Consider the following 11257-nt stretch of genomic DNA (forward strand, 5'->3'; position numbering starts at 1 on the left):
GGATTTTTTCAGGCTTTTACATATTTCAATTCAGCTTTCAGCCCCTCAAATGTAGCTTTATATTTGGGGGGCACTTTTTTTAGGTCGACCGGAATTTCTCTTCCATCCACCGCCAGGTAATGACAGATTTCATTCATGCTTTCTGGCTCCTTTTTTTCATCCCGGCAAATGTGATCGATCAATTGTTGAAGTTCCTTGTCCGACCAGCTTACCTGCGTGGTAGCTTCCTGTTTCATGGGAATCATACCTCCAAAACGCTGCAATTTTATTTCCATAAAAAAGTAATATTTATACTTTTGCTGCATTCCAGCCATCTGTTACCGCTTTTGCTTCCAGACTTCCTGTTCCAAACAATAATTCTGCTTTCTGGATGGTAAGATTTTTGAAGTCAGCAAAGCTGGCAGTTGGTTTTAAATTTTGAGTATCGGTTAATGCGGAATACCATATTCTTCCCGCTTTCTCCCAGGAAAACCCGCCTAAATTAAAAGCGGTTACGTAAAAAGCAAAATTGGTAATACCGGAATTAATGTGAACTCCTCCCCAGTCACCGCGATCCGTATCTGGCAAATTTACCAACTTATCGAAAGTTGCCGGCTGCGGATCCGTTCCCAGATCCGGATGATTAACATAACCTGTTCCCGGTGCTTTCATACTCCGCAAAGCATATTTGGTACCTTTCAAAACATTTTCACCAATCAGCCATTTTGATTTTTTGACATCCAGATTTAATAATCTTTGCTTGATCATAATCCCGAAAACATCCGAAACCGATTCGTTCAAAGCTCCGCTTTGCATATGATATTCCAGACCTGATTCATATTGTGTGACGCCATGTGTCAGTTCATGCCCGATAATATCCGGATCAGCTGTAAAACTGCCGAAAATTTTTCCGTCTCCATCACCATAAACCATGCGTTGTCCGTCCCAGAAAGCATTATCATATTTATTGTCATAATGAATATAATGTTTTAGCACCATACCGAGATTATTAACAGAATTCCGTCCGAAAATCTGAAAATACATATCCCAGGTGGCTGTCCCTGCCCTCACCACATTTTTAGTATCCGCGTCCATCGGCTTTTTTTCCTTTCCGTTGTCCCAAACCAGTTTTCCTTTACTGATCACGGTATCATGGAGCATATCATAAACCTGCATTTTCATAACGGGTTTCGCAGCTGGTTTTGGAGTTGGGATAAAAGCGGCGCGCTGTGTTTCAGTAAGTTTTGCGAAAAAGGCGCGATCACTCCTGAAACGTGCATTTCTCAGATCTGTATTCAGCATCATTGGCAGTTTACTTTTGCTCGCTTCTTCCAGCAATTTGTCGCTCATGTAGGGCGGGATAATGCATTGGATCGGGTGGTGTGAATTGTGGCGGCACATGGCTTAAAGTTTTGTTTTAGTTTGAAAAATGCAGATGACTTCCGGAACTGATAATCTGCTGAATAACGATTGTGATTCGTATTTGTTATCGCGATTTTCTTTATTAAAAGTATGCAGGCATTTCTCTTTTTCCTAATTACAAAAGCATATGTTATTGACCGGAGATTGGGCTTTTATTTTATTAAATATCAATTAGTTATGATGCGTAAAAATGTATTCAGTTTAAAGGTTTCGCTTCCAATTAACCATTTTGGAATCTAGTGATTTGCTGTATAAAGTTCTACTAAATCTGCCATTGTAATAATTATCTTTAACAAAACCATCTTTGAAAATCACCCTATAAGGAACTCTTTGATAAAAATGAATAATTCGCCCTTTTCTGTCTGTAAAACCCCATAAAGAATCTTTGCGAATCCTGTTTTTAGTACCATCCACCATTATAACTTTTACATATTTGCTATATTTCTGCCCACGTATTTTCTTAATCGTCAGACTATCGGACTTGCCTATATCTGAACTGTGGTATAGCAATTTTTGATGTTGGCCAAATGAATCAGAGAAACTGCAAATAATAAAGAGAATCAGTATTAACAGTGGTTTCATGTTGTCGGACTTTAAATTTTTAACAATTTAATTTACAACCTTTTGGTGATTTTCGTACTCTTTAAGTAAAATCTAATTAGCTATGAAAAACACATTTCCAAACTTTTATAACGAATTAGCAATTCCGGTATTTTTAAGGTTATCCGTTTTCTTCCTCCTCATTGTTTCCGGTCTCTCTGGTTGTAAAGAAAAATCTGTGGAAAAGGAAATAGAACCAGAAGTAGTAATAAAAGAACCTTTAAAAATCCCGGTTGACAGCGCCTTTATATCCGTATCATATGAATTTGAAAACCTGCTGATTAAAAATAAAATAGATCCTGACCAAAAACTGAACGGAAAGATCCGTTATGAGTATATTAAAAACGTTGACAGTCTTGATATTTCTTTTTACGGATTGAACAAAAGCTTGAAAGGAATTGAATATTTTACAAATCTTAAATATTTGAAAGTCAGAGGATTTTACTCGACAGCATCAGTCAATCAGATTATTTACTATTACGCGTTTTCGAGTGGCGTGGTGGACAATTTTGTTCCTGCGATTGATACACTGGATGTCAGCAATAATCTGAAACTGGAATATCTTGATTGTTCCGGCACTTCGGATGGGGGAGGTTATGCATCGTCAATTGGAAACCTGACGCTCGGGAATAACTCAAATTTGAAAACAATCATATCCAATTCCAGTATGATTAATTCACTAGACCTGAATGGGTTACCTGCACTGGAAAATCTTGAAATTGCATCCTGTTATAATCTCACCTCTCTAAGTTTATGTAAAAACAGTGCTTTGGTTAAGCTAAAATCCTGGCAATTGAAAACGATTTCTGTTCCTTATCCCAAGACAATCAATCCAGGTTGGGAAATTGGAAGCGCAGCACTTATTCAATGTAAATAATGTCCTGAAAAAGGAAATTCCGTTGCAGAGATTAGAATCTGCAACGGAATTTTTTCTATCTGGTTGTGTTACAAAATCACCATAATATCGGAATCCGGGTTTTTATTTTTATGTAAATATTCCCAGTCTACAATTTTATATTCCTGATAAATATTATTGATATCCTCAGGATTTTTCCCTCCCTCTGTATCAACAAAAGATTTTAGAACTTTGCTATAGTGTCCTTCATGGCGGTTGCCATCCTGATCTATAAAACGAAGTTCTGTGTGATCGGCGGGCATACTTATATTTTCCATAGTGATGTAATTAATGGTTATGATTTTTATAGTTCAAAAATAATGCCAGATGTGAAGGTGGATGTATTGAATGAATCAATATAAGTTACAAAATTCTGAGATTAAATAGTAATTAAAATAGTTTAAGTGATGAGGAAATGTGTGCGTAATTATACTTTATTTGATTAAATTTTACGGTAACAATCTGAAAAAGATTTACTTAAAAGTAATATTTTTCATTTTTTTTTGCCCTTATTATCACCACATTTTTCAGTTCAGTAACTTTTAATTTAACATAGAACCATCCGAAATTTTATGACGAAATTATTATTATTTATAAGCTCAGTTTTTCTGATTTATGGGAATCATTCTGAAAGTAAAAAGGCATCTGTTATGTTTTTTTCTGAAAAGTATGCTGCCAGGAATGCCCCTGGGACTACTATCAGCGGCACATTAACCGGCGGTCCGAATGCAGGAGCATTTTCTGCGACGAGCGTTGAACCGACATGCAGTATGGGGTTAACCGGCCCAAAGTCTTTTGGAAATCAATATTCCGTAGGCGGTAAGGCGGACAAAGAGTTTTCAAGTCTTCAGCTTTTGGTGGATGATTATGAAGCAGCAAAAAAGGGTACCGACAAGTTTTATATCAAAATAGCTTTTGGAAAAAGACTGATGGGCAAAAGCTATGAAGTGAGCAATAGCGACAATTCTATTTCCGGCAAAAAACAGGGAAGCGGCGGTAAATTGACAATTAAAGAAAATGGAAGTTCAAAAACTGTGACCGTAACTGGAAAAACAGCGGATGGAGTCGTCATCAATGCTACGATTGTTTGCAATGCAGTTGTAACAATGCCGGGCAAATAAATCCTGACCGGTGAAAATTTGAAATTAATAGCCAATTGGCCGTACTATTACTATGGCCAATAAATTTTATCAGGCCGCAAGTCTTTCAAGAATAAGCTTGCATGGTATTTTTGAAGTAACAATCACGGTATGAGACAAGTACAATGGAATTGTAAATACGTCACCTGATTTGAGGTGGTTATCCTTTCCATCAACAATAATATTGCAGGTGCCTTCTATAATAAGAAATGTTTCATACTCACTTTTGTGGATTTCGGGCGGAGAACCGTTTTTAATCCAGACAATAGCCGTTGTCCGTTCAGGAGTCGCAGCGATAATTCGAGCGTCAATTTCATCCAGGGGCTCTACTGGTACAAAATCGGGTCTTTCGAGCCATTCATTGAAATCAGAAATCAAAGAATCGATATGCAGTTCTGGTGGAAATGATTGTTTTTCTCCTCGGGTCATACGCTCCATATATTCCAAAGTGGCCATTAAAAATGGCTTAATTACCGGGTCAACACTTGTGGCTTGACTCAGTGCATAATTTTCCAGAGAAACTTCAATTATAAATAATTCCTCCTTTACTTCGGGATGTATATTGACCATCGACTCTACCAGTACATTTTCCTCGGGACTAGTGTCTCCGATGACGTACATTTCCAATATCCCTGAATCAATAAACTTTTTTACCTCAACCATTCGATTGTACTCATATAAGTATGAATCTAAATTTCGAGCTATTCTGTGAAGAGATTTTTTGAAAATTCCCTCTTATTAAAAAACTTTAAATCGAATAGCCTATTCACCTCAAATGTAACGCTATTGAACGAGACATCGTTCGGGGTTAGTGATTGAAGGCAATATTTAACGGTTTATATTTGTGAATGATGAAATATTCAGACGTAATAGCAAGGCATCTGAATGTTACTGAATAAAATGGATTCCTATTCAGCTGTTGTCGGATCGATAATTGCTGTTATCTCGTTGACTGAATTTGCCGGAAAATTGCCTTGTCTGGCGTGTTCAAGAATCATTTCTTTATTTGGAGCGATGTAAATGCAGTAAATTTTGTCACCCGTAACATAGCTTTGCACCCACTGGATTTGTGGCCCCATGTTTAACAAAACTCCGCAGGAAGTCTGCGAAATTCCCTTTAACTGTTCCCCGCTCAGATTTCCTGCTTCAGGGATTTCTCTTTCAATGACATACTTTGGCATGATGGTATGTTTTTAGAATGAAAAATAAAATTAATATATTAAAATTAAGTACTTTAAGTGGTTGATTATCAATTGTGTTATTATTCGGTTACGGAGATTAATTTACATCATTTTCAAGTCTGGGAATTCCTGACTCTTTCGAGTTATCTTGCATAAATCATCCCGAATTTGAAATGAATAAAAAGCCATTGACAGATTTTATTGAGAAAACTATTCCTGCATCAAATGAAACGCTGACTGCAATAGCGGCACATTTTGAGGAAAAAACATTTCCGAAAAATGATTATTTTTTGAAAGAAGGGAATGTCAGTAACAACTATTTCTTTTTGGCAGATGGTTTTATGCGGGCTTTCACTTTTGATACCGACGGCAATGAAGTGACAACCTACTTTTATCCCAAAAACAGAGTTGTGTTTGAGGCGGCGTCCTTTTTTATGCATACGGTTTCCACCGAAAACATTCAGGCGCTGACCGATTGCACGGGTTATATCATTACGTTTGAAAAACTGAATATGCTTTTTCATTCGATTCCTGAATTCCGGGAATTTGGACGGGCGATGCTGGTTAAGGAATTCGTTGTGTTTAAACAGCGGACGCTGGCCATGATCAACAAAAGTGCCGAAGAGCGGTACGAAAATCTGATCAGTTCGGAAAAAGAAATTTTTAAATATGCGCAGTTGAAATATATCGCTTCTTATCTCGGGATCACGGATACATCTTTGAGCAGGATCCGGCGCGAATTTTCAAAGAAAGAGTAACTGAAATCATTTCTTGCCATTTGACAAGTGCATTCGGTCAGCCAATGTATTCCTTTGTCTTATAAATATTTAAGCAATGGAAAATCTACCAAGTTACGTCTATCTGGTTTTTGGGCTCACCGTATTAGCAGCCTTGTTCCTTTTCTACAAAGCGACAAATTATTCCAAAACATTTCTGATTGTTATCGCCAGCTGGATGATCGCTCAAACGGTTATCAGTTTTTCAGGATTTTACAAAATCACAGGCACAGTTCCACCCAGAGTTGGTTTGTTATTGATACCGACTCTGGTAATCACAATCATACTTTTCTCAACAAAAAAGGGAAGGAATTTTATTGATTGTTTGAATATCAAAACGTTAACATTATTTCATATCATCAGAGTCCCGGTTGAGCTGACTTTATTGTGGCTTTTCATGTACAAATTTGTTCCGGAATTAATGACTTTCGAAGGAAGGAATTTTGATATTCTTTCAGGGATTTCGGCGCCGATAGTTTATTATTTTGGTTTTGTAAAGAAAACAATAAACCGATCTGTAATCCTGATCTGGAATTTTACCTGTTTGGCTTTACTGATCAATATTGCCGTTAACGCGATATTATCTGTTCCAGGCGCATTCCAGCATTTTGCTTTTGATCAGCCGAATGTTGGGATTTTGATGTTTCCTTTTATTTTTCTGCCTTCAATTTTGGTGCCGTTGGTATTGTTTTCCCATCTTACTTCGATAAGAAGGATTTTGATAGGAAAAGAGATTTAGTACTTTTCAATACTTCGCTTCACAAAAATTCAGGAATTCTGCACGAAGCAAAATTCCTGAATGCGTATAGACTACATCGTTTTAGGAAGCAAGATCCAGATCCGCAGCTCTGCTGAATTCCTTTTCAAGATGCTTTATATACAATCGCATATCCCTCGCGATATCTGCGTTTTTTTCAACATCGTGAAAATGTAAACTTTCCAAAGGAGTCATCCCGGTAAATGCATTCATCCGGTGAAAACCGAAAAGCGCACCCTTATCTACACTTGTTTCCATGAAAAATTCGCCGGGAAGTGTGAAGGCCTCTTTTGGTGCATTCCAGGAAGTGGTAACCATGTATTTTTTTCCTTTCAACATGCCTCCTGTTCCATAATTTATAGCAGGATTACTTGCAGAACGGCCGTCGCTGTGGTAGATTCCGTTGTTATGTCCTTCGGTAAATACCACATCAATGTATTTTTTGAATTCGTGCGGTAGCTGGAACCACCAGATTGGTGTATGGTAAATTACAAAATCTGCCCATTTATACTTTTCAACTTCTTCTTTGGGATCGTAATCCTGATTGATATTGGTTGTTTTAACCTCAAATCCTTCTTGTTGCAGGAAAAAGTTTTCAGTAGCATTTGTTATGGTTTCATTAAACCGTCCACCCGAATGACCAAATTTTTGTCCCCCGTTGATGATGAATATTTTTGTCATTTTGATTGTCTCATTTTTTAATGACACAAAATTATCAAGAATATGATCATCATAAAAATAACATGTTTTATGGTTTGGTATTATAATTATGATAGATATAACGAGGTAGCAGAACTGAATTTAGGTAAATTATCTAATACGTTTCCATTACTTTAAGCTTATTCCGGTCGTTGACCTTAATGGAAGCAAGTGATAATTTATAACAAACAAAACCCGCAGCCATCAACGCACCGCCCACGATAAATGCTGAGGCGTCCGATGAAAAACGCTCGCCATCCGTTCCTTTGTTCACAAAATCTGCGCCGATATAAAGTAGACCTGCCATGGGAAAGTAATAGGCTGCTTCTGTTACAAAGGGAATGCGTTTCGAGACTTTGATTAGCCGTAAATTTTTAAGCGGAATTTCCTGGTAATCCATAATGTCCGAAGCTTTATTGGTAATCGTAAATGACGAATCAGTGATACCGGCGATCACTGACTTGAAACGTATCTTTTCATTATGTATACGAAACCTGACCTGATCTCCTACAAAAAACCGGTAACGGCGGAATTTTCCAATGCCTGGGCGAAAATCTAAAACCAGGTACTTCTGACCTTTTTTACCGGTAATATTCTTGTTGCCATTTTGTTTCAAAAATAGTTCGTCGCTGGTAAGTGGCTTTGTTCGATCATTGGCATCTTGCGATCGGACGGAAGAGTTTACCAACATCACTACAAAAAGGGTAAAAAGATATTTTTCCATGTTATACTTGAATGCTAAGAATTGATTGTAAGATTTTACTAATCAATTTAAGCTGAAAACCTGCTCAGCGTTTCTCTTGAAACACCAAGGTAAGAAGCCATCAGCGTTTTGGGGACTCGTTGATATAATTGCGGATATTTTTCAATCAGATGCATATATCTTGATCGTGCGTCAAACTTCAAAAATGTTAAAATTCTTTGCTGTAAACCCACATAACCCATGTTAGTTTTAATCCTGAAAAAATGCTCCATCTTGTGCATTTCCGAGCAAAGCTTGTTTTTATTAAAATCTGTCAGTACAAGCACGGATACATCTTCAATACAGTCGATATTGAGCGTTGCTTTTTCATGATAATAAAAAGCCTGATAATCCGTAACCCACCAATTTTCCATAGAAAATTGTAGAATATGCTCTTTCCCATCATCACCCAGATAAGTAGATTTTAGAAGACCTTCCAATACAAAATATTCCTGATCCACATCATTTCCCTCCTGGACAACAAACTGATGCTTTCTAAATTTCTTCAATTCAAAATGAGACAGAATGTAATCGAATTCAGCGTCGGTTACATTGATAATTTCTTCGATATGTTTTCTTAAACGTAAGCTCATACTTTATATCTGATCAGTTGAACCAGTAAATATTTAGACATCACCAACTAATTGCCTGATATAACCGTGTGATATTTGTCACAGCAAAACAGTGATTTATTTCCTTATCCTGATCGTTCATTACGTGTTACCTTTGTAAAAGAAACGATAAAAACTTTATCATTTCTTTTAACGTTTTGTTTGATACCCTTTGTGATTTTAAAGGCAAACAGGCTTGACGCAAATTTAAGTAAACAAATGACTAACCATATGAAAACTAAAAAAATCCTGTTTGTGGTAACCTCTTATGATCAGGTACCCAACGGAACAAAAACCGGAATCTGGATTGAAGAATTTGCTTCTCCTTATTATTTATTGACAGCAGAAGGAATCGAAATTACGATCGCATCACCAAAAGGAGGTAAAGCGCCGATTGATCCGAAAAGTACAAAACCGGAATTTAGCACAGAATCAGTTAAGAGATTTTTCAGCGATACATCGTTGCAGGAAAAACTGAATAATACGGTCGCTTTGGAGGATATCGATCCAACGGCTTATGATGCAGTTTTTTATCCTGGCGGTCACGGCCCGATGTGGGATCTTCCTGAAAACGCAATCTCGATTAATATAATTGAATCATTTTACGAGGCCGGAAAGCCTGTTGCGTTGGTTTGTCATGCACCTGCCGCTTTGAAAAATGTTAGAAGTCAGAACGGTGAATCTTTTGTGAAAGGCAAAAAAGTGGCCGGATTTACAAACAGTGAAGAAATTGCCGGACAGTCAACAGGCGAGGTTCCTTTTATGCTGGAAGATATGTTAGTAGAAAATGGTGCAGTTTACCAAAAAGGTGCAGATTGGCAGTCCTTCGCGGTGAACGATGGCGTGTTGATAACCGGACAAAATCCTGCATCGTCGGAATCGGTGGCTGAAAAGATTCTTTCTGCCTTGAAATCAGTTCAGTAAACACCAGAAATAATTGTTGTGTAAGGGAGACCTCCGTCAGGGGGTCTCCCTTTTGGTTGCTCAGTTACTATCTTATAATACGGATCAATACAGATTAATAATTGGTATTAAATTGTAGGATTTGGATTTAAACAACACCGATAAAACAGAATTATCTAAATTGAATAAATTTTGGTAATCATGTTTGAGGTTTTTGAAAAATATTTACGTCAGAAAGTGGACATTTCGGATGAGGATCTGGAAGTGATCCGGGCTGCTAGTGTTGAAAGGAAATTGCGGAAATGGCAATCTATTTTGCATGAAGGCGAGGTGTGGCGTATTACCTGTTTTATTGCAAGCGGATGTTTCAGATTATACCGGTTCGATAAAAACGGAACGGATCATACGCTCAGGTTTGGTGTGGAAAACTGGTGGATCACGGATCAGGAAAGTTTCAATCAGGAAAAACCATCGGAGTATAATATTGAAGATTTGGCAGCTACTACGGTTATTATCTGGCAAAAGATAAATGGGAGGAATTATTGAGGACAATTCCTGCGCTTAAAAGTTTTAATGAAAAGCTTACCGCAAACGCTTATGAAGCGAGCCAACGAAGAATTTTCTATTTGATAAGTTACTCGGCCACTGAAAAATACCTTGAATTTCAAAAGACTTATCCCAGCGTTTTTAATCGTGTTCCGCTGCACATGGTCGCGTCTTACCTTGGAATTTCAAGAGAGACTTTGAGCCGGATCAGAAAGGAAAATTCCAAAAGTTAGAAGGTGGTTCACTATACAAAAAATGCGACGGATCAATGAATCCGCCGCGTTTTTATTTTTTTTAATTATTTAATCGATCGGATGCAAGCCGTATACTGCACTGTTGGTCTGTATCAACTCACCCAGGCTAAGAATTGTTGCTTCATCAAACCATCTTGAAACAAGCTGGATGTTGATTGGTAAACCTTTTGAGCTTAAACGGAATGGTACAGAGAGAGCTGGAAGGCGGCAGATGACATCCAGCCGACACGGATTTTCTCACCCGGAAGTCTGAAAGTTGCAGGTCCCGCATTTTTTGCGAAAATGCTGTAACCATCAATGCCATCGGCACCGTTGATAATCGAATAACCCAACGCAACATCCCGAACTGTACGCGCCAAAGTATGGTCAGGATTCCATGGATTATTCGAGCGGCCGGTGACCAGATTGTCCGATTCCAAAAAGGTTGAGAACTCGGGAATGTTACTTTTTAGAAGCGGAATTCCTCCTGCATCTTTCATGCGGATAACCGCTGTCGCATCTTTTTCAGGAATAAAATCTTCGAATATTTTAGAGCCGCGTTTTGTCGGTATACCAGCTGTATCAATTGCATCTTTTATTGAAAAAGGTACTCCGTGAAGCGGACCTAGTTCCTCGCCTTTGCTAACAACCTGAGTTCGATTAATAATTGGCAGGAAAAATAGAGTTTAAAATTGGTAAGATTCTACATTCTTTGTATATTTAAGTATCTCACATTCAAATATATAACAGAAATAATCATGAATCTTACCAAGG

The 11257-nt window shown here is 37.7% G+C and carries 17 protein-coding genes; 7 read left to right on the top strand and 10 right to left on the bottom strand.

Annotated features, from left to right (window positions below; genetic code table 11):
- Positions 1 to 8 precede the first annotated feature (8 nt).
- The 3 genes from FZF08_RS26300 to FZF08_RS26310 all read right to left on the bottom strand — a co-directional run bounded on the left by FZF08_RS26300 (position 9) and on the right by FZF08_RS26310 (position 1983).
- Positions 9 to 275, bottom strand: coding sequence for a hypothetical protein (locus tag FZF08_RS26300; protein WP_159475941.1), 267 nt, complete (start codon positions 273 to 275; stop codon positions 9 to 11).
- Positions 276 to 288: 13 nt separating this feature from the next.
- Entirely contained in the window at positions 289 to 1329 is a 1041-nt protein-coding gene (locus FZF08_RS26305; RefSeq protein ID WP_159475944.1) for a M4 family metallopeptidase, read from the bottom strand.
- Positions 1330 to 1602: 273 nt separating this feature from the next.
- A complete protein-coding gene (locus FZF08_RS26310) occupies positions 1603 to 1983 on the bottom strand; it encodes a hypothetical protein (protein WP_159475947.1) in 381 nt (126 codons plus the stop codon).
- 82 nt (positions 1984 to 2065) lie between these two features.
- Between FZF08_RS26310 and FZF08_RS26315 the strand changes: the two genes are divergently transcribed.
- A complete protein-coding gene (locus FZF08_RS26315; RefSeq protein WP_159475950.1) occupies positions 2066 to 2878 on the top strand; it encodes a hypothetical protein in 813 nt (270 codons plus the stop codon).
- Between the two features lie 68 nt (positions 2879 to 2946).
- Here the strand turns inward: FZF08_RS26315 and FZF08_RS26320 are convergent, their stop codons facing one another.
- The gene (locus FZF08_RS26320) at positions 2947 to 3174 is read right to left on the bottom strand and encodes a hypothetical protein (protein ID WP_159475953.1); all 228 of its coding nucleotides are present in this window, start codon (positions 3172 to 3174) and stop codon (positions 2947 to 2949) included.
- A 294-nt stretch (positions 3175 to 3468) separates the two neighbouring features.
- On the opposite strand from FZF08_RS26320, the gene FZF08_RS26325 reads away from it, so the two are divergent.
- Positions 3469 to 4017, top strand: a complete 549-nt coding sequence (locus FZF08_RS26325) for a hypothetical protein (RefSeq protein ID WP_159475956.1) — start codon at positions 3469 to 3471, stop codon at positions 4015 to 4017.
- Between the two features lie 69 nt (positions 4018 to 4086).
- Here FZF08_RS26325 and FZF08_RS26330 read toward each other — a convergent pair whose 3' ends face one another.
- Both FZF08_RS26330 and FZF08_RS26335 read right to left on the bottom strand, forming a co-directional pair.
- The gene (locus tag FZF08_RS26330) at positions 4087 to 4698 is read right to left on the bottom strand and encodes a cupin domain-containing protein (protein ID WP_159475959.1); all 612 of its coding nucleotides are present in this window, start codon (positions 4696 to 4698) and stop codon (positions 4087 to 4089) included.
- Positions 4699 to 4943: 245 nt separating this feature from the next.
- Positions 4944 to 5216: a DUF4242 domain-containing protein gene (locus tag FZF08_RS26335; protein ID WP_159475962.1), complete on the bottom strand. Its 273-nt coding sequence runs from the start codon at positions 5214 to 5216 to the stop codon at positions 4944 to 4946.
- A gap of 173 nt (positions 5217 to 5389) precedes the next feature.
- Here FZF08_RS26335 and FZF08_RS26340 point away from each other — a divergent pair, with 173 nt between their 5' ends.
- Together FZF08_RS26340 and FZF08_RS26345 are read left to right on the top strand one after the other, a co-directional pair.
- Positions 5390 to 5974: a Crp/Fnr family transcriptional regulator gene (locus tag FZF08_RS26340; RefSeq protein WP_159475965.1), complete on the top strand. Its 585-nt coding sequence runs from the start codon at positions 5390 to 5392 to the stop codon at positions 5972 to 5974.
- A 76-nt stretch (positions 5975 to 6050) separates the two neighbouring features.
- Positions 6051 to 6731, top strand: a complete 681-nt coding sequence (locus FZF08_RS26345; RefSeq protein WP_159475968.1) for a hypothetical protein — start codon at positions 6051 to 6053, stop codon at positions 6729 to 6731.
- 81 nt (positions 6732 to 6812) lie between these two features.
- Here the strand turns inward: FZF08_RS26345 and FZF08_RS26350 are convergent, their stop codons facing one another.
- The 3 genes from FZF08_RS26350 to FZF08_RS26360 all read right to left on the bottom strand — a co-directional run bounded on the left by FZF08_RS26350 (position 6813) and on the right by FZF08_RS26360 (position 8783).
- A complete protein-coding gene (locus FZF08_RS26350; RefSeq protein WP_159475971.1) occupies positions 6813 to 7430 on the bottom strand; it encodes an NAD(P)H-dependent oxidoreductase in 618 nt (205 codons plus the stop codon).
- Between the two features lie 133 nt (positions 7431 to 7563).
- Complete coding sequence (locus FZF08_RS26355) at positions 7564 to 8172, bottom strand: hypothetical protein (protein ID WP_229216707.1); 609 nt, start codon at positions 8170 to 8172, stop codon at positions 7564 to 7566.
- Between the two features lie 47 nt (positions 8173 to 8219).
- Entirely contained in the window at positions 8220 to 8783 is a 564-nt protein-coding gene (locus FZF08_RS26360) for a Crp/Fnr family transcriptional regulator (protein ID WP_159475974.1), read from the bottom strand.
- Positions 8784 to 9032: 249 nt separating this feature from the next.
- Here FZF08_RS26360 and FZF08_RS26365 point away from each other — a divergent pair, with 249 nt between their 5' ends.
- From FZF08_RS26365 to FZF08_RS26375, 3 genes are all read left to right on the top strand, one after another.
- Positions 9033 to 9725 (top strand): type 1 glutamine amidotransferase domain-containing protein, encoded by a 693-nt coding sequence (locus FZF08_RS26365; RefSeq protein WP_200837169.1) that lies wholly within the window; start codon positions 9033 to 9035, stop codon positions 9723 to 9725.
- Positions 9726 to 9905: 180 nt separating this feature from the next.
- Positions 9906 to 10250: a Crp/Fnr family transcriptional regulator gene (locus tag FZF08_RS26370; protein ID WP_159475977.1), complete on the top strand. Its 345-nt coding sequence runs from the start codon at positions 9906 to 9908 to the stop codon at positions 10248 to 10250.
- Positions 10247 to 10483 carry a hypothetical protein gene (locus FZF08_RS26375; RefSeq protein WP_159475979.1) on the top strand — a complete coding sequence of 79 codons (237 nt, stop codon included), beginning with the start codon at positions 10247 to 10249 and terminating at the stop codon, positions 10481 to 10483. The genes FZF08_RS26370 and FZF08_RS26375 overlap by 4 nt, the downstream gene beginning before the upstream one ends.
- Before the next feature lie 194 nt (positions 10484 to 10677).
- Here FZF08_RS26375 and FZF08_RS26380 read toward each other — a convergent pair whose 3' ends face one another.
- On the bottom strand, positions 10678 to 11157 hold the full coding sequence (locus FZF08_RS26380) for an amidase family protein (RefSeq protein WP_159476003.1): 480 nt from the start codon (positions 11155 to 11157) through the stop codon (positions 10678 to 10680).
- Positions 11158 to 11257 lie beyond the last annotated feature (100 nt).

The organism is Dyadobacter sp. 3J3, from assembly GCF_009801115.1.
Taxonomy (GTDB): domain Bacteria; phylum Bacteroidota; class Bacteroidia; order Cytophagales; family Spirosomataceae; genus Dyadobacter.